The organism is Desulfosarcina variabilis str. Montpellier, from assembly GCF_048565275.1.
In the GTDB taxonomy this organism is placed as follows: domain Bacteria; phylum Desulfobacterota; class Desulfobacteria; order Desulfobacterales; family Desulfosarcinaceae; genus Desulfosarcina; species Desulfosarcina variabilis.
This window is the reverse complement of record NZ_CP159846.1, coordinates 4,247,650-4,270,759: the sequence shown is the minus strand read 5'-3', so window position 1 is coordinate 4,270,759 and position 23,110 is coordinate 4,247,650. Positions and strand designations below refer to the sequence as shown.

Genomic DNA, 23,110 nt, shown 5'->3' with positions numbered 1-23,110 from the left:
AAAGTGCGGACTCGTCATGCCGGACTTGATCCGGTATCCAGAACATAATTATGCCTAACAGCTGACTTCGAAAAGTCAACAGCTCACCTTGGGAAAAACAATCTACTTTTTTGTTTCGATACGCATGCAATTCAAAAAAAGTCTCAATTTAAATGAAGGAGTTTTACATTAGAAGAAGAATTTGAAGCCATCGGCGGGAAAATATCGTAATTACGAAGAGAGCTAAAAACAGATTTTTCACACTATAAAGGAAACAATAATGAGTATTACCCTAATTGAAAGAATGTCCTGCTTAGGTGATAACTGGAATAAATTGAGGCTTAAATAACCAAAGCGCTTCATTATAATAAATGAAGCGCTTTGAAGTCAAGTAATTCTATAAATTAATGTCAATCTGTTAGCACTTCCAAATGTTCAGGAGCTGGAACTGTAGTGGTTCCTCCATCGGCCTCATAGGCATAAATTTTGGTCAGTGCATGATAATCCTGAGTGACACTATGGCCGTTGCCGCTCCAGTCAATATCGGTCGTATGATCTGCACTGTAAAAATAAAGCTCACGGTATCCTGAAGGTGGATTGAGGTAGACAGATGGTGATTCAATTTTTAGTGTTACATAATAATCCGTGCCTGATTTAAGATCAATGGCAACCGGATCGCTTAATTTTTCCGTCCCTTGAGGTATTGTTGTGCTGGCAGTCCAACTAGCGCCATCAAATGTGACCTGTTTCCATGTACTATCTATTACATCCCCCTCATTGGCCGAAGTATCCCTTTCGGCAATAGACACACCGTGGATGGTGTAATCACCCGAACTGCGTCCCTGGAATCCCAATTTCACCTGGTTTGCGCTTCCAGCAATCTGACTGCCTTCAACCAGCAATCGCACACAATAGGTCACACTGGAATCCTTCCAGCTTGTGTCTCCAGTCTGGGAAAACGCGTTCCAGGCACTAGAATCATCGGTACTTCCGGTACTAGCAAGCGTACTATAAGTAACGGTTAGCGTGTCGGTTGCAGTCTGCCCTTCAGTATCTGTTGCAGTCACTGAGATAACATTAGTACCCTCTTGAAGACTAACATTCTCCAATGAAAAACTAGTCCAATTTCCCGATACATTCAGGGCTGTCCCGCTTCCTCCCAAATTATTGTTCCATGTTACTAAAGATACATCCAAATCGTCACTAGCGGTTCCGGAAATTGTTATATAATTTGTATCTGTAACATAATTTGTATTGGACGTTGGTGCAGTAATATTCACAGAAGGTGGGTTATCTGATGCAGTAGTATCATTATTTCCTAATATTATTTTAGCACCTTCACTTACCTCTCCATCTGAATTTATTACAAATAAGTAAATTGTATCACCATCTTTAAAGCTACCTTGATTTGAGGTAAATGAGATTGAACCGCCCGACCATGCGGTTGGTATTTGTATTTCCCTGTGTTTGCAATTTTCAAACGTTATATTATCACCAATTTCTATCCTTGCCCTTGTTATGTCTACATACAACTCACTATACCATCTTTGGGCCATGGGGTCCGGATCATAAGTATCGTTTGTATAGTAATGACCAAAATATGCGTAGTTTATATAGTCTTCTGAACAGCCAGAAAAAACAGAGGTGGATGGGGTGTGAGTTACTGAACCAAGTAATTGATTATCCACATGTATTGTTCTATGTCCTATTTCTCCGTCAAACCAACTATCAATTCTATGCCAAGATCCATCGTCACCCAAAGCTTTTGTTTCGTCAATATAATCTGCGACTTGGACATCATATGGACAACCTTCGCGAATATTTATAAGCCCATTAGAAGCAGCAGGATGCAAGTCTAATCGACTATCCCAACCAGTGCTGCCAATACCAGATCCCAAATTTAAAATTTTGCAATTTCTTGTCGCATGATTCCATGTATCGATTCTCCACCAAGCATGCATGTATAATTTTCTAGCATTCTTGAGAGAGACATCACCCGTCAAACCTATAGTTTGATTATATCCACCGCCATTAGTATTGAAGTTCTGCTGCAATGACATGTCACCATTAAACCTTTGATATTTATTATCATATACAACTCCAGTTGCGGTATACCATCCTCCTTCGGATTCGGATGAAGCTCTTGTTCCTTTACTTCCATTTTGAAAATTATCGTACCGAAGTGGTGCTGCAGGCGTCTTGATACCAAAATTAGATCCTTTAATGGTAATGTTTTTACTATGTGTCATAGATACAGGGTGTTCACTTATAATGGGTCTTGCTGCTTCAGCCTGATTAATCAAACCAAATATGACTATTAGTAAAAAAACAACGCATCTTTCCATAATGATCTCCGTTAAGCTTTCAATATTATTGAATATAAGTAAATTATTCAAGCAGATTCAATTTATTCTCTAATTCTACAAATTTTTCTCCCCATTCAACTAAATATTGTTTTTTGTATTTAATAACTTTTTCTTCGTAGAATTTAAGCAATTCACATGCCATCACTATACAACGAGCTATATTTTCGGGTTTATGATCACAATAGATAACATTTTCTTTGTATAATTCGCGTAAAGCAGAAGTATCCGAAGTAATGAATGGCTTTTCAAGTGAGACCGCTTCATATCCCCCACAAACAAGACACCAGTCCAACTTAGTAAAATCAATAATTACATCTGACGAAAATAATAGTTCTGCATATTTGTCATCTGGAAGAAAATCAGTTAATATAATATTTTGTGGAAGATAAATATTATAAAGATGCTTAGGAACCCTTCCAGTAATGTATATAGTTGTAGTTTTAGGTAGTATTTTAGCCGCATCTATAACTGACAAATATGGCTCATCACGTGCGTAAGTGCAAATAAATACAATGTTAAATTTTCCATTCAACGATTTTTTTTTTAAATTTTTAAATATAGGTATTTTGTCAGGTAGAACGAAGCCATGCCCGCCTTTTTTCTCAATAAATGTTTTCAAATGATTATTAGTTACAATTGTTAAATCAGCTTTTTGTATACTATAGTTACTAATCCATGTATGAAGAATGTAAAAAGGGTTATCAAAAATATTTTTCCATTCACGAAAGTTGGTATGTCTATCTACACATAATTTATAGCCAATAAAATTTTTAGCCAATGAACCAATAAATGCTAAAAAAATTGATGGGTTTTGCACGATTAACAATTTTGGACGACATTTAAATAAGTGTATAATTGTTTTTAAAGATAAATGAATATGTGATAACCCCTTAATTAAGCGCGATTTTTTAACAATCAATCTTATTTGTAACGCATTAGCGAGTTCTATGGTTCTTCTGTGGTTTTCCCAGCTAATCCAAATTTTTTGGTCTTTTTTCATTTATTTTCCAAAACCTGTCCTAAATTCCAGTTAATTGCAATGAGAATCTGAAAAAATGGGGTGCCACTTCCCGAGTGTAAAAACCAATTACACAGGAAGGAGATCACCTAATGGAAAAGAAAGGAAAGAAAAAGCAGTGCCAAGAGAGGTTCCCGGACCTGGGCGTATCCGGTGGAGGTCCGGCACCAAATCGTCAAGCTTTATCTGGAAGGAAGAGTACAGCGCATCCCTTCTTGCCGAACTGTTCAGCATTAGCCGAACGGCCATCCGTCAATGAGTCAGCTCTTACCGACAGCAAGGCATTGAGGGACTGCAGATCAAGCCTCGCGCCGGTGGCAAGACCCGGGTGACGCCCGACGTTCGTCAGCGGATGGTCGCGGTGAAGAAGGCCCATCCGGAGTGTGGCCCGCGACGGATTGCCGATGTCCTCAAACTATTTCCTGATTCCCACCAGTCAATCGACTGTGCATAAAACGCTGTCCAAGAAGGGGCTGGTAGACAAGGCCAAGCGCAAGCCGGTGAGGAATCCATCCAAGCCCCGGTTCTTCGAACGGTCCAGTCCCAACCATCTGTGGCAGAGCGACATCATGACGTTCCGACTGGCGGGAAGAAACGCCTACCTGATCGGCTTCTTGGATGACAACAGCCGTTACATTACCAGCCTGGGGCTGAACACGTGCTGGAGACATACCGCCACGAAGAGACCTTTGCAGAACCTCATCATAATTGGGTCGTCAGCTACTCACATCGAATCTTCTCAGCTTTATCACATCAATCATTTCTATTTTTAATATAATAATTCAATAAGTTATAAAACTTTTTCGTTGATTTCTTTTCGGATCATTGCGTAATAGAGTAAACTTAGCGTAATTGGTGCATTTTTCACTGAACATAGACTACAACCTGTTTTTTGACTGCCAGCCACCTACAACGATTTATCTTTTATTCATTCCGATTATTAACCGCATTTTTCCAGATTTTTCTCTACTAATATCATCTACAGTTTCGAAAGTTAATGATATTTGTTTCCCTAAATGTGAATTCACATATTTTTTTATCATTGTTTCGGTTTCTTTGGCCTTATATGATGATGTAGGAACAATTTTTATTACAATTTCATTTAGAGATTTTTGTTCAACTTGAAACTTATTAACCCCATATTTCATTCTTTCTACTTCTTCGAAAATATACATGAAAAATTCTCCATGAAATTTTTTTCCATCCTTTGTAGTAACGATGTCATACGCACGTCCTTTAATTTTATCAATAATTGGCAAAGTTCTTCCGCATGGACAAGTTCTATTTGCGAATGATGCAAAATCTCCAATTTTATAGCGTACTAATGGGAAAACATCATTATTTAGTTCAGTAACAACTATTTCTCCAACTTCTCCTTTATCACAATTTTTATTCCCATTAACTATTTCTATGATCATATTTTCAGCTGAAATGTGCATGTTCCCATATTCGCATTCATGGGCTATTGAACCAATTTCACCGCAACCATATTCATTAAAAACATTTGTTTTAAAAGTTTTTTTTAGAAAATCTCTTTTGGTATTATGAAGAACTTCTGATGTTGAAATTATCGCTTTTAAATTTTTTAATTTACTAATATTATTAGTGTCATAATATTTGGCATATTCTTCCATCATTGATAGATATCCATAAAAATATACGGGTTTGAAAGATAACAATTTCCTATGGTAAAATTTTAATGATTCGTTATTAAATGAAAATGCAGATAGTCTAATACGGTTACATATAAAATCGATTAATCGTGGCATTATCGTTTTTTTACCCGTGAAAGGAACACCCCAAAAACGAGCTTGTTTATCACCAATATCTATATTTGCCCAAGAATATCCACGCCATGTTGCAGCAAGTTCATAAGCCATTGCTTTACGACTTTTCAAAATGCTAACTGCTTGTCCTGTTGATCCACCTGTTGTTTTTTTTGTACAGAATAAAGGAATTTGTTTTGTCAAAAAGTCATTGTATCTTGTCTTCACTAATTCTTTATCGACAAATGGCAATTTTGATAAGTCATCAACCGATCTAATATCATTTATATTTATATTTTTAAATAATTCAGTGTATATTGGATTGCGTATTCTAATTTTATTAAAAAGAATAGAAAACTTTTTCATTTGCAAATCGCTTAGACTTTTTGGTATTAAGTATTGGCTCTTATTCATTTCACGTAGTATTTTGAAAAATCCTTTTGTTCTTACCATTACTACTGGATAGTATACACAATATTTAAAAAATAATTTATTTATATTCACTTTTTTTCTCCAATAATTATACTTGTTCAGCAGCTAATAATATTTCTTTCATCCTTTTTTCAGCAATTGGCATCAAATTCAGTACAGTAATAGATAGGCCTGCTGCTATCCACCAATATATCTCATAAAGATCGTGACCAAAAAAGCCGAGGATTGCACGCATAAAGACCATTATTAGTGTACCGGAACAAACAGCTTTCAATGATGTTAACGTAATAATTTCTTGCTTTATTGTATTTGCTTTTAAACCAGATGCTCTATCTTTATTAATCAACTTACTATTTAAAAAATTTATCATCGAGTTAAGCTTTAAAATTGATGTATTTAATCCAACAATTACTGTATACATAAAATACATAAATGCTAAAAAACCTTGTATCCCAATTTCAGATAGTAATTGTGTATATAGATTATGAGTTCCTTGCTCATTTCTCCCCGCATTTGCTTGAATCACTACAAAACACCCTATTCCAACACCAAAAGGATTTTCCACAAACACTTGTATAGAATCACGTAATAATCCAATACGTGTATCTTTTGATTTTCCTTCGGCTTCTTCCCCACTGAATGAAGATAAAAATCTTTCTTTATACTGCACTGGGACATTATAAACGACTATTACGGAAGCTATCACTATAATTATACCTATTTTTATTTTACTTTTGGACTGTATGAAAAAAGCAAGAAACAAAAAACATGTAGCTAAATATCCGGTTCTAGAACCAGTAAATAATATAATGTTTATTGAAAAAACAACTTGGACTATTATTATAACCTTCCAATATTTTTTTACTAAGCCAAATAAAACCCATAAGTAAGGTAATAGTGTTACTGTTTTTCCTGACAATGAATTTGGGTGTCCGAACATAGTACGAGGAGAGCCGTGAAGCCTCATAATTCCTTGATTTTCCCACATCATATTGCCTGTTATTTTACCAACGAAAGCTTCCTGCCCAATTTTTAAAAAGGCGAAAAAAGTGCTTATTAAAAAATACCATAATAATTTAGGTGAAACGATATAAACATTCATGAAGAATGCCATTGCAGATAGCTTCAAAATTCTATTTATAAAAATATCCCAAGAAATATCAAAGTCTACAGTTAATAATAAGCTGAATATAATCGCAATAAAATAAATAATTATCCCACTAATGATCTTTGATTTTTCTGGGCTTTTGCTTTTGAGATTGCCAAGTCTTAGCAATGCAAGTACACATAAAATGGCGCCCAATAAAAATTCAAAACGTATTTTCTCTAGCACCTCAATTCTCTTAGCTACTTCTAACCACCATGCTATGACGTAAATATTAAAAAGTATGGTTATGAAAAAAGACTGTTTTGGATACTCTGTATATTTCTCTCGCATACTACTACAAGCTATCTTTAAAAAATCGGATTGGAAGGCGATAATAAGTTTTTCTTATCATATTAATTGATATGACTCCATAGTCATAAATATCCATATTCTTTTAAATAAACACTCATAGCTTCATTGAGGTATTTGATTTCACTCCTACTAAATTTTTTTTTCCAAGATAGGTCTTCTATAATGTTGCCATCAAAGTTAGATCTCATACGATTACCAAGCAAGTGATGATTCATTGGATTACCGATCATTCTTTCCTCATAATTAACCCCGAGTAAAAGACAAATCCTGCAAAGTGTATCTTTCGGCTCATTGCATAAGTCCTCATAGCGAACTGTTAAAATTTCGACGTCTGAATATCTTTTCATAAAAATATCCATTATTTCAACGTATTCATTCCAAGATTTAGCAGCTTCAGGAAGCTTATCATTAGAAAGCTTTTTATTTTTCAGATAGGACCAGCAAAAACCACGGCCATCACGAATCAAGTAAATGCCTTTGATTGTATTATTATCATATTTAAGAAAAAGCTCAGCTCTCCGAATGGATTTTGTACCATCGATGTAACAATCAGCGCCATAATACTCCCGAGCACGTTTGTAAAATTGCTGGTGTGCTTTAAGATAATTGTCCAATCTTTTCCGAAGTGGGAGACCGGTTCTCAACATTAGATCCCGCAGCCAGACATGTTTATTGAAACTACATACTATCTTGCTGATTGTAGGAATTCGTGAAATATTCGGCATTATCCTGAAATCATTATTCCAATTGCCCTTATCTGTTTTTAATGATTTCGTAGTTTGTGTGTAGAAATCGCACAGACGCATATGTTTTCCACAAGAGCAAACGTAAATATCACTGTTAGATTCGTCATACTGAAAAGGAAAAGTTTCCCCATTGCATACCAGTTGCGAATGGTTGTTTAGCAAAATGGCTAACAAAGTTGCCCCAGAATACCAATTTGAAAACATGAATGCGAGGTTAGCCTTCAATCTTTAGTCCTGCCTTTCATTGCTGGAATGACCAAAGCCATACTGTTTTTCAATATCCCTTTATATGCAGGAATCCAAAGGGGGTGTATATTCAATGATTTAATATAATAACTAGTTGAAAGTATTAAGCTTTCATGTCTGAAATACTCCCCACGGTTACAGTAAGTAAACGCCATCGCTTTTCGGTCGGTTGAAGCATTGACCTCTTTGGGGTAAGCTCTTCTGAATTTATCCATGATACGGTCTGAGCATGATTGTCGTTTCAAAACATTTTTTGACATCTGGCCGCTATGTCCGATTCGGTAAATAAGAAGTGGTTCATCAACATAATCAAAAAGATAGCGTGTGGAAAAGCGAAGCCAAAGATCCCAGTCTATTCCCATGGCAAGTGACTCATCAAAAACGCCCAAACGATTAAAGCAATCAGACCTCACAACAGTTGACGAAAAAGGTATAAAATTATCAATGAATAGATATTGAGTCACCTTTCCTTTGCGTGGTTTCATTGTTCTACGCCGCTTCTGCCGCATCACTGGTTGGCCCGCTTCATCAACAAATCGATGTATGCTGTAAACCACACCAACCGACGTGTCTTCAAATAATGGCAACTGTTTTTCTATCTTGCATTTATCCCACTGGTCGTCAGCGTCTAGAAAGGCAATAAATTCACCCTTCGCTTCTCGAATACCACGATTTTTAGCATTTGCCTGCCCACCGTTTTTTTGCTTAATGTAACGCACACGTTCATCTTTAAGAAATGGTATGGCGACTTGTTCGCTATCGTCTGTTGAGCCATCATCGACCACGATAACTTCTATTTCCTTGAAAGTCTGACTCAACACAGAGTTCAAGCAGGCAGCGAGAAAATGGCCGTAGTTATAACAGGTCACCACCACACTCACTATTGGTCGAAGTCTTTTTTTATAATTTATTTTTTTGTTCTCCATATCATCCTACTGTGTTAAAACCATGTTTCAATTCTAAAATTAGATCCGATAGCAACCGAAGATAACGAAAATTGTTGAATCTCACAGCTCCAGCAAAATGAGCAATAATTGCCTCGTTTTTTAACCGTCTATATGACTTCCACCCACTGCCAATATACAAATCTTTCAACGAGTCGAGATTTAAGGGGTTTGGTCGTTGAGACATAACTACTGCCCAAATGGCCTGTTCAATTTCCCATGCTTTATACAACTCACGGTCATATTCGTTTATTCTCTTAAAAATATCCAGCAATTGCACCTTTGACACCGACCCGCCAACACCGATAGTGCCAGAGCTGAAATTCGCTATGTCGAGTGAATCAAAGCTAAATCCCATATCATAAAATTGCTTAGATTTAGCGTTGCCACCTTCACCGTAGAAATCGCTATTGTAATGAGATTCAACCCAGTCGATTATAACTCTCGGCGGTCGCAAAAAAAGTAAGTCCGAATCAACTATTATCACTTTTCTACCATTGAACCTAAAAACCACATTTAAAAATTTTAAGTACATGATTTTAATCGATGTCCACTGTTGATATTCATCTTCTGTTGGTAGCAAAGCCAGCAATTCTTTCTCAGCTTGTTTTTGGATATACTCAAACATTTCATTTTTGCTATAAATTTTAACTCCCAAGATGTGATTTTTGATTTCTTTGTACTGTTCAACGTCAAGGCTACCATCATCCTGCACCACCACTGCTACATTGCTACAAAAACGAAGAAATGATTTTGCCATAGCGATATATTGTCTGCAGGCGTTCTTGCTAAGTGCGCAATATAGGATGGTTTGTGCTTTTGGATTTGTAGACATTGGCGCCGTACTAAGAATCCCACGGAATAGGAGGTTAGCATTTCTTTGCATGTATCGGTTATAAATCCGGCTGATTTTCTTAATAAACGTCATGTCCATCCGTCCTTTGAGAATTACACAGGAATTTTCTATACAATTATTTTTCGATACAAAATATTATAATCGTTTAACATTTTTTTGCTATCATAGCTCGTTTGAATCGTTTCTATAGCCTGCTTTGCAAGTCTTCTTCGCAAGCTTTCTGACTCTGCCATCATTTGAATACCACCTGCAAGGTCTTCAAGGTTATCAACGCGAATAAGAATACCATTGTAATTTTGGCGAATTAAATTGGGGATGTTACCAACTGGAGTAGTTATAACAGGTAGCATACTTGCCATTGCCTCCAACAAGGCCATAGGCAGCCCTTCATCAAGTGATGGTAGCAGAAAAACATGAGCAATCTGCATTAGTTTTTGAACATCTTCTCTAAAGCCTAATAAATGCACTCTGTCATGTAAATTATGTATTTCTATTTGGTGTTGTAGCTCGGAACGCAGGATCCCTTCACCCACTATAAAAAAGCGAAGCCGTTTTCCATTGATATGACTGTTTAAATGCGCAGCCGCTAAAATGATATTCCATTGCGCCTTCTGTCGACATAAGCGACCAACGTTTAAAAAACATAGATCTACGTCTTCTATTTCTAATTCCCTCCGTAGCCTTTCGGAATCATCTTTTGTCAGCTCATTATAATCCGACAGAACAATGCCGTTATTAATTACATGTACTTTATGCGCTGGAATGCCATTATCCAGTAAAATTTCTTTAATGGGCTCTGAGACGGCAACAACTAAAGGAAAATACCGATATATGAAAAGCTCAAGTCTAATCATAAAGCGCATTTTTAGCGGAATCTTATCTTGCAGAAACCATAAATGGCAGGTTGCCATAATTGGAATGCCTGTAATTAATGAAATGAGGTAGCCGAACACTGATGGCTTATAACCATGTGAATGGATAAGGCCAATACGCTCTTTTTTAAGCTTTTTGGCGACGCTTGGAAGATCATACCATAACAAAAAATTTCTTAATAAAAGCTTATTTGCCGCAATACCATACTCTCGTGCTTTTCTATACAACTCGCTATTTTCAGCCTTGTCAGACACGATACAGCCAATAATGGGGATGTTCTCTTCTTCTTTTATCATCTCTCTGGAAAGATTCAGCAATACGTTTTCAGCACCGTATATGCCGCCGCTTTCGATAAAATGCATTACGCGCTTAGGTGCAATCTTCATTTTTGATTCAAAACCATTCCATTGGATAATAAACTCATTTTAACGAATTTGGTTATACAAATATGGAAAAAATGTGAAAAACAAAACACAATAAAAGCAATTAAAAAAGGGATGAAATTCTGGCACCAAGCGACGTCTATTATCGTCATCATCTTCTTTTGTAATAAATCGTAAATCAACTGGTGCGAAAGAAAAATTTCATAACTGCATCGACCAATGGCACTAAAAATTGACTCGAATTGCAGAGTCAAAGGTTGGCATGCAACCAGAAGAGAGATCGATAGTAATGGTGAAAATAAAGCTATAATTGTCCAATACCGGCCAGGGTTCCAAAGTAGGTGCACTGGCAAGTTAAGTGCTGCAATTACAAAAATCGTCATCAGAACAAACACGATTAGTGATGATGCCATCTTCTCTATTCTATTGCTGATTAATAGTTCCCGATTTGAAATACTTGCATATCCTATCCAAACACCGGCAATAAATGTAGGTATACGAAACATAGCAATTGGAAAAAGGTTAACAGTAACATACTCAATTGCCATCAAAGTATATATAAATAGCATTAATGGTAATAAACGTTTTTTTCTGATCTGATTAAGAAACATCGGGAAAAAAAAATACATGGTGACTATTAACGATAAATACCAGACGTGGGGAATAATTGATTTAAATCCTACAACATACATCTGAAGACATGACATGTTAAGAAGGACCTGCGTTAAGGAGTAAGTTCTATCCGTACATAGTACTGAATAAAAAACATACGCCAGCAAAATTGTCCAATATGCCGGAAACAACCTTTTGGCTCTCTTTAGCCAAAAATTAACGAGCCTAACTTTTTTTTGACTGTACCCCCAAGCTAATCCATACCCAGATAAAAATACAAACAAATCTACGCCAATCTCGCCCCAAAAAATAATCTTATAGTGATAGAAAACGATAAGTATTATACTGAAACCCAGAAAATGGTCTCTATTATGCTGAATAAATTTAAAATTATTCAATCTATCTACCTGTCCACCTTGCAAATTGAGAATCTGAACTTTCCAGAACGTTCAGGCATTATCTCGTTTATCACTTCGATTTGAATATGAGTGTCGGCATCAAACAGACGCTTAAAATAATCAATTAAGTTGAACCGAACCTCATCAGAGTAGCTTCCGCCAGGGACTATTTTAATATGAATTGCATCAATGGTTTCTTGAATGATCTGCATCTGGTCGATGCCAGGCCATTTTGTTAACGTATTTTCAATCAATGAAACACCAGCAACGCGGGTTCCATCTTTTTTAACCAAAAAGTCTGCAACTCGTCCGACAACGTTTTTCATGAGGGGAAGGCCTCTTCCGCATGAGCACTTTCTGTCTAGTGGAACGCCGATATCCTCAACCTTGTATCTAATAAAAGGCATTGCCTTATTCATAAGGTCAGTTACTACGATTTGACCTGGCTCACCTGCTGTTGCGATACTGCCATCTTCTTTTATGAATTCGATAATCAAATGTTCAATGTTCATGTGCATGCCGTCATGATGCTCGCACTCACAACCAATTAGGCTGACTTCTTCACAACCGTATCGGTCAGTCACCGGCACGTGGAATACCTGCTCGATAAAGGTGCGCTCATTGGGAAGTAGCATCATGGAGGTTGAAATTATGCCTACCGGCCGGATATGATCTATGCCCAATCTTCGAACCATCCTTGCTAGAATATACAAGGAATGAGAATGACCAAAAAGTAATGTCGGTTGGATGTTCTTCCACTCCGCAGCAAAACGTTTTACTGCGTTGTCCGTAACAGCCATTGTATCGAAGTAAATATATGGTTGGATAAGCTTGTTGATCAGCTTTTCCTTTACCGTTCGTGGCAATTTGGGATTTCCCCATGCTGCGCCGATGGGTTCACCAGGCTCCCAGCCTGTCCAGCGATCATGTCGCCACGCACAAGCGTTGCGTAACTCACTGCAAGCCTCTGTGATGTAAATATCAAGGGCCTTACCAGTTGATCCCCCAGTCTTGAAGTGCTGTAACAAACTTTTTTTGTAACCCGAAGATAACATTCCATCAGCTGCTTTACGAACTTCCTTTTTTGTCAGAATAGGCAGCTTATGGATATCCTCGGGATTTTTAAGGCTGTTCTCCGTTAAACCATATTTTATGAAACGTTTCCTATAGAATGGATTCTGACGCCATAAAAAGCTCCACATTTCTAAAAGGCGTTGCCACTGTATTTTTTGTAGTTCAATAAGGGGAAGAAACTGTGTACTTTCAAGCTTTTTCCAATATCTTAGTTTTGGACTGCCATTCCTTACACTAAGCATTCGCCCAAAAATATTCGTTCTAATGGGAGCTATGTTTATCATTATGAATTATTCCTCAATTTCTTTTCGTAATAGGATTCAAGATCTGACATGCATTTATCCCAAGAAAAGTTCTCCTTTATGATTTTAATTGCATTATCACCTAAAACCTTACGCTGTTCAGGGTTATTGCATAAATTTAAAAGGGCAATAGCCAACGCCCGTGAGTCTCCTGGAGGGACGCAAATACCGGTCTTATTGTTTACCAGTTCAGTATTTCCCCCTACTCGTGTTGCTACAACGGGCAAACCGCAGGCCATGTATTCTAAAATTGAATTAGAAAGCCCTTCCCGGTCCGAGCATAGTACTCCTATATCGATCATATTAAGATAATCAGGCACATTCTTAACAGCACCTTCAAAGTGAACATGGTCTTTTATACCTAACACTATAGCCATCTCCGAAAGCGTTTTTCTCTTTTCACCGTCTCCTATAATGACCAATCGGATAGTACTCCCACTAGTCCAAAGAATCATTTGAGAGAATGCTTTTAAAATGATATCATGGCGTTTGACAGGAGTTAGGCTTGCCACAATTCCTATCCAAACATCTGCTTTGTATCGTCTAAATAGGTCAGGTATAATATATTTCTTTTGCGGTATTTCTATTCCATTATAAATAACCTTTATTTTATTCAATGGGACACGTTCGCGTTTTGATACAAATTTTTGTATTTCAAAGCTATTAGTGATGATTCCGTCAAAAAAACGATTAACAAGAAGTAGTGCTGGAAGGTAAAGTCGGTGGTACCAAGGTTGCCCTTGTAGTCCTAGCCCCATATCACGTCTACTTGAAAATAACAAGGGTTTGAATTTTGCTAAATTTGCGCCAATCAGCCCAACAAATATTGAGTCTTCAAAAAAGGTCTGTACAATACAGATATTTTTTGCGGTCAAGAATTTTATTAGACGCCGAACTACTAATGGGAAGCTTAAGCTTATGAAACCATTGTAGGCCAATGAAATATGCTTACAAGGAATTGGATTTTCTTGCATCCATTTCGATTCTTTTAAGCAGATAAGAAACGGATGATATCTTTTACGATCAAGTTTTTGTATTAATTGAAGTAGTTGTTTTTGGGTTCCAGCAGTATCAGTTGATATAGTATCAATCAAATAAGCGATGTTAATCATGATAAGAAATAGTAAATTATTTTTTAATTATTTTGAATAATTTCTTAACCAAACTTCGAATACAAATAAAAGCCATAGCTTAAAAGGGATTCTGAAATTATTGTGTTGTTTGGTAGAATAAAAAGTTCTCATTACTTTCTTTATGGTTAAAGGATTGATGTAGAGTTCACTTTTACATCCAGTGTTTAATAGGTCATTAACCAAAGGTTTAAGTTGATTATTTAACCACGATGACACAGGTGCTCCAAAACCAGTTTTTTTTCTATTTATAATTACAGATGGAAGCAGGTCTTCTAATGACTTTTTCAATAAATATTTCAGTTGATTTTTTTTGACTTTTTTATTTGATGGAATTGCCATAGCAAACTCAACAAGTCGATGGTCCAAAAAAGGAGCTCTACATTCAATACTTGCTTTCATTGAAGCCATATCAACTTTTTTTAATAAATCATCTGGCAAATAAAAATTAAGATCATGAGAAAAAGCAATTGACAGTGGATCTTTATCGTTCAAATGAAGCCATTGTTTATCCTGATAATGAGATCTAATATCTAAAGGATAGCAATTCATTAATTGAGTAATTTCATCTTTGTCCATCATAGATCGAATCGACAACCAATGATTCCATGACATTTTATTTCCACTGTACGCATAAATTTTATCTAAATATTCACTATCAAATAATCGACCAATTGTTTTTAATAATTTTGTAGTTAGACGATTTCCGAACAAGTATTTTTGATTAAGATAAGAAGGGTATCCAGCAAAAAGTTCATCTCCACCATCACCAGTGAGAACGACCTTAACAAATTTTCTTGCTTCTTTAGACACTAAATAAGTAGGTATTGCAGAAGAGTCACCAAATGGTTCATCGAAATACGCTAAAACTTCTAATGCTACATCCTCGATACGATCAGATATATGTAATTCTTGATGATCGGTATTGAATTTTTCAGCAACAATTCGTGCGTAAGGTCTTTCATCAACCTCATCAGAAAATCCAACTGAAAAAGTTTTAATTGGTTCTGAACATTGTAGAGCCATTGCTGCTGTCACTGCACTAGAATCAATACCACCGGACAGAAATACTCCTAATGGAACATCTGAAATTTTTCTTATTCGAACTGAATCATAAAATAATTCAATAAATTTTTCTTTAATTTCATTCTCATTTAGCTTCCAATCAATATTAATATTAGGGTCCCAATATTTTCCTTCTTTTACTTTATTTCCTTCTACTTTTAAATAAAATGATGGTTGGATTTTTTTTATTCCATTAATAATTGAATATGGAGATGGGACAAACATTGAACTAAAATAGAAGGAAAGAGCTTTCTTATCAATTTCAAAATTAATATCAGGGTATTGTAATAATGCTTTTAATTCAGATGAAAATACGATTTTCTCATTGGTTTCCCAATACAATATTGGCTTTTCGCCCATTCGATCTCTAGCTGCCAAAAAAACATTATTTTTCTTATCATAAAGTAATATGGCAAACATACCATTCAAATATCGAAATAAATTTTCACCTTCTTCTTCGTAAAGATGAACAATTACCTCAGTATCAGATGTTGTTTTAAAATTATGGCCATTTTTGATAAGTCTTCTTTTTAATTGCTGGTAGTTGTAAATCTCACCATTTAAAACTACAATTACTGTTCTTTCTTCATTGTATATAGGTTGAGATCCGGTATTTAAGTCGATTATACTGAGTCTAGTATGCCCAAAAACTGAATTTCCAAATATAGCTGAATTAATTTCATCAGGCCCTCTATATTTCAATTTTTTAAGCATTTTTTTACAATGATATTCTTCATTTCCAAGAACTTCATTGTAGCATTCATGCTTATTTTTATAGTAGATACCTACTATACCGCACATAAGAATTCCAATCAAAAGATTATTGATGTTATATACTAGTAAAGAAAGCCGAGGCGTTTTGGGAAAATGATATTTTAAAGATAAAGGATCCACCCTTAGAAAGGGTGGTATTGGGTTAACCCCTATAAGGGGGTGAGTTTGCCTTGCCCCCAAAGGGGACAAGGAACGTTGAGTTGCCCCCTTTGAATTTCAGAACAGGCTTCGTTGTTCCATTCGCCGTTCTTGGTTTTCCTGGTACTTGACGTACTTACGGATCATCTCGGAATCCAAACCGACGGTATCGACACAGTACCCTTCGGTCCAGAAATGATTACCCCAATAGGGGCGCTTTTTCAGTTCTTTGAATTTGTTGAATACTCGGATCGCTGACCGGCCTTTTACCATCCCGCAGTAATTCGATACCGACACTTTGGGCGGAATCATCACCAACAAATGGACATGGTCTGGTTGAATATTCATTTCCACAATCTCGATGTTCTTTTGCTGGGAAAACGCCCTTATGCAGTTCCCTACTTCGTGGCCAACATGCCCAGTCAAAATTCGATGACGGTACTTGGGAACCCACACAATATGGTACTGGCAGTGCCAAATCGTGTGTGATAGTTTTCTGAAGCGGCTCATTGCTATCTCCTTTGGCTGATGTTGTGGGGACAACTCAGCTCCGAGGTAGCAGTGAGCTGTTCAAATGGCAAAGCCTTTGAACTCTGACCATGCCCAAAGGGCATGGATTTCTGCTTCGCATTAAAAAGAATTAACTTTTTAGCCTATAATTATATTTTTAACTATCGTTGTGTTAAATTACAACCAAACCCAAAAATCATTTTTGATAGATTCTAAATTTTCTTGATAGCATTATGTTAATAAGAGAGATCAATCCTTTTATACTTTTTAATGTAAACTTTTCCTTTAAGCTTTTTTTAAAATAGTCAAATGACAATCTAAACATACCAGTTTCTTTATATTTATATGCTAATCCAAAATAATGATTCGATAATTGATTTTTCAATTGATTATACAAATCTTTTGGCAATTTTGTTTTTCTTAATTTTTTTAATACTTTTATTCTATTAATTGCAAGCTCGGCACCTCTTTTGGAAACGCTGCCACTTCTAATGCGGTATTTAAACCCTACTTCATCTATAAACCCTATTTTAGCCTGTTTTGTTATCCTAAACCACATATCCCAATCATCGCCGTTTTTTAACGATTCATCAAAATATCCAACCTTTAAAAAAATTTCTTTATTAATAGTTACGCCTGAAGGCATAATAAAATTTTCGAAAAACAACCCTTCGAAAGCGTTTTCAGAGGATATTATATATTTATTATTATTAATATTAGTTTTTGGAATTGACCAGAATTTATCATATCCATCGTGAAAATTCCCTATTAATTCTCCTGTACAATCATTGAATTTAGTGGCACCTGTGAAAACCATGCCTATATGAGGTTGCTTTTCAAGTAATGCCATTGCAGTGCTTAATCGTCCCGGGCAGAAGAGATCGTCAGAATCACAAAGGGCAATATATTTCCCTTTTGAATTTTTAATTCCAATATTTCTCGGCCTTGAAGGTCCGCCATGGTTTTTCTCAAGACTAATAAAAGTTATTTTTTCTAAATTATATTCATTGACCTTCTGTTTCGTATTGTCACTTGAACAATCATCAACTATTATTATTTCAAAGTCTTTGTAATCTTGTTCCAGAATGGAGTTTATTGTTTCTTGAATATAATTCGATGCATTGTATGTCGGTATTATGACAGATATTTTTGGCATTCTATTTTTTCTTATTCTATTTCTTTTGTAAATTATCACTTTTCAATTAGATCATTCATCACCTGGGCCCAATCCCATTTAGGGGCACTTGAGCTATTCAGACAGCAGTTTTGTAAACACCTGTATTATTGTGATATAAATAGTTGTGTTACAATTGATCTCAGAATAATTAGACAAATCGCTTGGTCAAAAATTGGCCAATATTGATTGTTTTCGATTCTTCCCACAGAGTCCAATACCGACCAAAAACACATTGGTATTCGTTATTTATTGAAATAACGATTATTTATCAGTAGTTTCCGGCTAAACTTTTGCATTAACCATTTGTAATTTCATTTTTTTCCCATAATTTGAGTTAGCTTCGCTCATTGGCCAGCAACGGAGCTCGTTCTCAATTTGTGTACGTAGCTGCCTTACACGACGGATAGATACTTTTTCGTTAAAATGTTTTCGACAATATATTGCCAGCAGTAGGTATGTAATTAATCCGGCAAGGATTTGGACCATCAGTCCGTGGGGGCTACGGGCAATCAGATGATAAACTTTAAGATGCCTTTTCCACCAGGCAAAAAAGTTCTCGATGTCCCAGCGGAGCTTATAGGCTTGGGCAATTTGCTCAGCTGACAAATCATAGCGATTAGTGGCAATCCAATATTGAATGCGGTCGACTTCGTAGCCCACTAACCGTAATGGTGTTTTGCTCTGGTTAACACCGTTGGTACCCAAAAGCACCATGGCGTCGAAAAAAACAATGCTGCCGGCTGGCACAGGATTTTGAGAGATGATTGTTTTGGTCGTGCTGGCTTTGATCCGGCAGATATAAAACTTGTTTTCTTGTTGCCATTGGTCAAACAGATCGTGGCACTGGTATCCTCGATCCAGAACGCCTGTTTGGCCTTCGGAGAGTATTTTGGAAACGAAAGGTCTTTCAGCACCGTTACCGTCGGTCAGGTACACCTTTTTGGGGATGGATTGGTTCAGATCAAGGCCGACATGTACCTTTGCTTTTTTGACTCCTTTACGGTAATCGGCCCAGAGCATGGAAAAAGTGCCATCAATTAAAGAACCGTCAATGCCAACAAGGTTCCCAAGTTCTTCATGAGCCTTGGGTAAAATCTTCGAGGCTTGAGCTTGGAGATTTTGAAATACGTGCATGAATTGATCGAGACCCCGACTGTTGGTGGCTTCAGAAAAGCTGCTTTTTTCAATTCCGTCTTCAGGAGCAATGTGTTCTCTGGCAAAGTCATCCTCCTTGAGCGTTTGCAGCAGATGCTGAGCAGATGTATGTTCTTCCAGATGGAAAAAGACCAAAGCCCTGAGTTGGTCTTCGAAGGACATTTTTAGCTTTCGGTTTCCTCTGGATTTAAGTTCAGGCATATCATTCATGGCCTCAAGGGCGGGTTTCAAAAAATCAGCAAAAGATAAAGAACTTGGTGCTTTAAACGGGCTAAACGCGCGCGGCATGTATAACCTCCTGGTTTTATTAGTTATACAAAACCGCGATTCACATTAGCCGCTATTTGTCAAGCAAAAAAACACATTTTTTAAAATTATGTCGGTTAGTTAAATGCAATTTCCTATCCGGAAGTTACTGATTATTTATGATTTTGGGATAGGATCGATTAATCCAGTTTGATTTGCCCCTAAATGGGATTGCACCCCGGTGTCTTTGTTTAAACGTCGTCTGGTCTTTCGAGCATTCATGGGACACCTCGTTCTGTGATTCCGTTCTTTGCAATTGTCAGATTATAGAAAATATAAACTTTTCACGCTGTCAATAGCACCATTTTAATAGCCTATAAAGTAACGACTTTTTTTAAGCAGGATTCTCTTAATTAATGTTGCTATTAGTATAGATACAGAAATAACAAATGTTGTTTTCATAGGGAAGACAATAATTCCCGGAATAAATAATAAATAATCAGTAGCAGATAAGTATTTTAAAGCCCATAAAATAAAAGGATGTAAAAAAAATAATGCAAAGCTAGTCGACGCAAAATACTTTAAAATAGAAATATTTTTTTTGTCAATTTTTAAAAAAATTGATAAAAAAAAGAATATCATAAGTGTCTTTTGAACAAGAATCAAATCAAATCCAGAATATGAAAATAATGTGGATTTATGGTAATTTCCATAGCTTTTATTTTGGATAACTTGAAATATAGAAGTACCTAATACTGCCCCTCCTAATGTCAAGCTTTTGTTTTTTAGAAAAAAAGAAATTTTTTTTTCATTAATTGAATAAATAATTCCTATCAGATAAATCGGAGTAAAATATATAACTGAATGTATTGGTGATAGATTATACAATGGCCGCTGGATCAACATAGATCCGACAAATAATATAGATAAAATTGTTAACTGCATTACAAAGGATAGTTTTATATATTGAATAAATAATGGAGATATTGAAAAAATAATCATTATAAACGGCACATACCAATAGGCCGTTAGAATTCGCCCTGTCCATAAGTATTTAAAAAACAGTAGCATGCTATTTGAAATACTATTTGTATCTCCAATTATATGACCGTTGTGTTGATTAAGCAAAATTACAATCAAGATAAATGCTATGCTTGATAGGATCAGATAAGGCAGAAAAACAATTTTCGCCTTTTTGATTAAAAAATTTCTATATTGAAATTTCGGATAATATACATGATGGAAAAAGAAGCCTGAGATAAAAACAAATAGTGCTGTTCCCCCAGTGATTAGATTTGCGACAACCATCTCTGATAATGTATTGATATACCATGGAGAGAAGCAGTGTCCAGCAACGATTAGGAGGATCGCCACCCCTCTAAAATAATCAAAATAATTTAACCTCATATCTTATATTTACCTTTTATTATTTAGGCTGTCGTTATGGATCAATGATTCTCTCTCCCCGTCGCATGCAGTGTGTGTGTGCAGTCTTTCGTTTAGTGAATCTGCCGATAGGCAGTGGATTTGTTGAAAGCGCAATACGTCATGTGATCAATTTACGGCAGGAATATTCTGGAAACGTGAAGCTGCTGAAGTCATGCTTTTTCTCAGGTATATTTCTTTGTGGAGCGTTAGGACAATATGCTGGTCAATTGAGTCAAGTGGATACCCTATATTAAATATTAGTCTTCGGTAAAAAAGCACAAAGTAACATAAGATTTTTGATCTCTCATGTATTAGATATAGGCGATAAAGAGCGTTGTCTAACAATAGCAATCAATTTTTTACGCGGAATAATATCGGTCCAAACCAGTCCTAAAAGGAAACTACAGCCCACAATAAACTTAAGCCCCCCATCTACTAAAAGTGGAATATTGTTCACAAGATAATCAACGATTTTTCCATCCTTGATCGAATCAGCTTTAATCCACATTAGGAAGCCTGTTAACGGGGTTCCAACTGTATCGACAATCCATGGTGTCATTCCATTTATCTTTTCGATCGAGATCCAGTCGGCGAGAAAAAAAATTGATATTGATAGTCCTGACATAAAAATAATACGCTTCCAATCATATGGTATACGGTAAAAAGGCTGGCTCAATCGATAAGCTAAAACACATTGAAACGTATTCGCTAAGCATGAAGCAACCACCGCACCAAATATTCCAAAAGGTATGATAAGCAGAATATTAGCTATAACGCTAACAACTGCTGAGGCGATTTGGATGATGGAAACTTTATGAGTCTTTTTGGCATAAAGAAGTCCGAAAAAAAAGTGATAATAACAGGCAAGTATGACTCTTGACATAACAGCTAAAAGCACTGTGATACCGGCTATCCAGAATTCAGTAGGTGTAAGGATCCGCAAAACAATTGGAATTTCAAGGCTAAGGATGATCCCTATAAAAAGTAAAATTGCCAATTGGATATTAAAGACACTTGCCATTATCGATGGGCCATTCACTTTCTCGGCAACTTCAAATCTTTTAACGCCCCATATCTTGCTGAATGGTTCAACAACCAAAAATCCAATCAAAGTAGCGAATTTGAAAAGCATCTCGTACGTACCAAGTTTACTTAGTCCTAAAGTTGTACGCAGAATCACACGATCGGTATTTCCCCTTATAAACATGGCAATATACCCTGGAAGAAGTGGAAGGCTCCACTTCAAAATATCTATAGCTATATCCTTATTGAAACTAAGCCCAACATGGTATAGAGCGTAGCAGTGATTAAACGCAGAAAAGAAAATAGCTACGATAAGGCCACTATATAGATATCCCAATACTCCCAACTCTAAGTGCACAATGAAATATATGTTTAATGAAAGTGCAAGTACCAATCGGCACAGTGATAGGATAGAAAAAAAAATTGATTGCTGCTTTATTAGTATATATGTTTCTGCGTTTTTTGAGGATATGTCTGCAATGAAGGTAAATACAGCGAGTGTAATATATATGGCTTTATCAGAGTCTCCAAAAGCCAAATAGGCTACGGGCTTGTTAAAAAGAACTACAGGCAAGGAAACACTCAATGTCAATGCAAGCATGACAAAAATGGCTGAAGATACTACCTGTCTATGTTCTTCCAGGGTTTCTCTTTCATAATAAAACCTTGTCATGGCACCCTGGATGCCATAACCTATTAATAGTGTGAGAACAGAAAGAACAACATCAATCATTCCGATGGTGCCGTACCCCTCTCCTCTTAAATAGTGTGCGTACACCGGCAGCATGATAAAACCAATTGCTTTGCCCAATAATCCAGCGGTACTATAAATTAATGCGTGTTTGAAAGTTTGCCAAATATGAGATGATTTTGTCATTTAGCCTTTTAACATCTATGTTTTAAATATTAGTTTTTCATGCGGAGCGAACAAGTTAGAAAAAAAACTCACCGCTTTTATCAAAAAACTGGAAAATTTTAAGCGAAAAAAAGACCTTGTTAGAGTATAATTA

General features: G+C 36.2%; 19 protein-coding genes. 2 read left to right on the top strand and 17 right to left on the bottom strand.

Features of this window, described 5'->3' with window-relative positions; translation table 11 throughout:
- Window positions 1-389: 389 nt before the first annotated feature.
- Both Dvar_RS19245 and Dvar_RS19240 read right to left on the bottom strand, forming a co-directional pair.
- Window positions 390-2,375 carry a hypothetical protein gene (locus Dvar_RS19245; RefSeq protein ID WP_419663495.1) on the bottom strand — a complete coding sequence of 662 codons (1,986 nt, stop codon included), beginning with the start codon at window positions 2,373-2,375 and terminating at the stop codon, window positions 390-392.
- On the bottom strand, window positions 2,368-3,345 hold the full coding sequence (locus Dvar_RS19240) for a hypothetical protein (protein ID WP_419663494.1): 978 nt from the start codon (window positions 3,343-3,345) through the stop codon (window positions 2,368-2,370). Before Dvar_RS19240 ends, Dvar_RS19245 begins: the two co-directional genes overlap by 8 nt.
- 301 nt (window positions 3,346-3,646) lie before the next feature.
- Here Dvar_RS19240 and Dvar_RS19235 point away from each other — a divergent pair, with 301 nt between their 5' ends.
- Together Dvar_RS19235 and Dvar_RS19230 are read left to right on the top strand one after the other, a co-directional pair.
- A complete protein-coding gene (locus tag Dvar_RS19235) occupies window positions 3,647-3,817 on the top strand; it encodes a helix-turn-helix domain-containing protein (RefSeq protein WP_419664135.1) in 171 nt (56 codons plus the stop codon).
- Window positions 3,768-4,136, top strand: a complete 369-nt coding sequence (locus Dvar_RS19230) for a hypothetical protein (RefSeq protein ID WP_419663492.1) — start codon at window positions 3,768-3,770, stop codon at window positions 4,134-4,136. The genes Dvar_RS19235 and Dvar_RS19230 overlap by 50 nt, the downstream gene beginning before the upstream one ends.
- Window positions 4,137-4,280: 144 nt before the next feature.
- On the opposite strand, the gene Dvar_RS19225 is transcribed toward Dvar_RS19230, so the two are convergent.
- The 15 genes from Dvar_RS19225 to Dvar_RS19155 form a co-directional block, all read right to left on the bottom strand.
- On the bottom strand, window positions 4,281-5,633 hold the full coding sequence (locus Dvar_RS19225) for a phenylacetate--CoA ligase family protein (protein WP_419663491.1): 1,353 nt from the start codon (window positions 5,631-5,633) through the stop codon (window positions 4,281-4,283).
- Window positions 5,634-5,649: 16 nt separating this feature from the next.
- Window positions 5,650-6,894, bottom strand: a complete 1,245-nt coding sequence (locus tag Dvar_RS19220) for an O-antigen ligase family protein (RefSeq protein WP_419663489.1) — start codon at window positions 6,892-6,894, stop codon at window positions 5,650-5,652.
- Window positions 6,895-7,082: 188 nt separating this feature from the next.
- Window positions 7,083-7,991, bottom strand: coding sequence for a sulfotransferase (locus Dvar_RS19215; protein ID WP_419663487.1), 909 nt, complete (start codon window positions 7,989-7,991; stop codon window positions 7,083-7,085).
- A complete protein-coding gene (locus Dvar_RS19210; RefSeq protein WP_419663486.1) occupies window positions 7,988-8,938 on the bottom strand; it encodes a glycosyltransferase family 2 protein in 951 nt (316 codons plus the stop codon). Before Dvar_RS19210 ends, Dvar_RS19215 begins: the two co-directional genes overlap by 4 nt.
- A gap of 1 nt (window position 8,939) precedes the next feature.
- On the bottom strand, window positions 8,940-9,884 hold the full coding sequence (locus tag Dvar_RS19205; protein ID WP_419663485.1) for a hypothetical protein: 945 nt from the start codon (window positions 9,882-9,884) through the stop codon (window positions 8,940-8,942).
- A gap of 35 nt (window positions 9,885-9,919) precedes the next feature.
- Window positions 9,920-11,071: a glycosyltransferase family 4 protein gene (locus Dvar_RS19200; protein WP_419663483.1), complete on the bottom strand. Its 1,152-nt coding sequence runs from the start codon at window positions 11,069-11,071 to the stop codon at window positions 9,920-9,922.
- The gene (locus Dvar_RS19195) at window positions 11,068-12,078 is read right to left on the bottom strand and encodes an acyltransferase family protein (RefSeq protein WP_419663482.1); all 1,011 of its coding nucleotides are present in this window, start codon (window positions 12,076-12,078) and stop codon (window positions 11,068-11,070) included. The genes Dvar_RS19200 and Dvar_RS19195 overlap by 4 nt, the downstream gene beginning before the upstream one ends.
- 5 nt (window positions 12,079-12,083) lie before the next feature.
- Entirely contained in the window at window positions 12,084-13,436 is a 1,353-nt protein-coding gene (locus tag Dvar_RS19190; RefSeq protein ID WP_419663480.1) for a phenylacetate--CoA ligase family protein, read from the bottom strand.
- Window positions 13,436-14,566 carry a glycosyltransferase gene (locus tag Dvar_RS19185; protein ID WP_419663478.1) on the bottom strand — a complete coding sequence of 377 codons (1,131 nt, stop codon included), beginning with the start codon at window positions 14,564-14,566 and terminating at the stop codon, window positions 13,436-13,438. Before Dvar_RS19185 ends, Dvar_RS19190 begins: the two co-directional genes overlap by 1 nt.
- A gap of 27 nt (window positions 14,567-14,593) precedes the next feature.
- Window positions 14,594-16,450, bottom strand: a complete 1,857-nt coding sequence (gene asnB, locus Dvar_RS19180) for an asparagine synthase (glutamine-hydrolyzing) (RefSeq protein WP_419663476.1) — start codon at window positions 16,448-16,450, stop codon at window positions 14,594-14,596.
- A 189-nt stretch (window positions 16,451-16,639) separates the two neighbouring features.
- On the bottom strand, window positions 16,640-17,071 hold the full coding sequence (tnpA, locus tag Dvar_RS19175; protein ID WP_419663474.1) for an IS200/IS605 family transposase: 432 nt from the start codon (window positions 17,069-17,071) through the stop codon (window positions 16,640-16,642).
- A 196-nt stretch (window positions 17,072-17,267) separates the two neighbouring features.
- A complete protein-coding gene (locus Dvar_RS19170; protein WP_419663473.1) occupies window positions 17,268-18,227 on the bottom strand; it encodes a glycosyltransferase family 2 protein in 960 nt (319 codons plus the stop codon).
- Between the two features lie 303 nt (window positions 18,228-18,530).
- On the bottom strand, window positions 18,531-19,691 hold the full coding sequence (locus Dvar_RS19165; RefSeq protein ID WP_419656521.1) for an IS4 family transposase: 1,161 nt from the start codon (window positions 19,689-19,691) through the stop codon (window positions 18,531-18,533).
- Window positions 19,692-20,015: 324 nt separating this feature from the next.
- Window positions 20,016-21,056, bottom strand: a complete 1,041-nt coding sequence (locus Dvar_RS19160) for an acyltransferase family protein (RefSeq protein ID WP_419663471.1) — start codon at window positions 21,054-21,056, stop codon at window positions 20,016-20,018.
- A 325-nt stretch (window positions 21,057-21,381) separates the two neighbouring features.
- Window positions 21,382-22,977 carry a lipopolysaccharide biosynthesis protein gene (locus Dvar_RS19155; protein WP_419663470.1) on the bottom strand — a complete coding sequence of 532 codons (1,596 nt, stop codon included), beginning with the start codon at window positions 22,975-22,977 and terminating at the stop codon, window positions 21,382-21,384.
- Window positions 22,978-23,110: the final 133 nt, after the last annotated feature.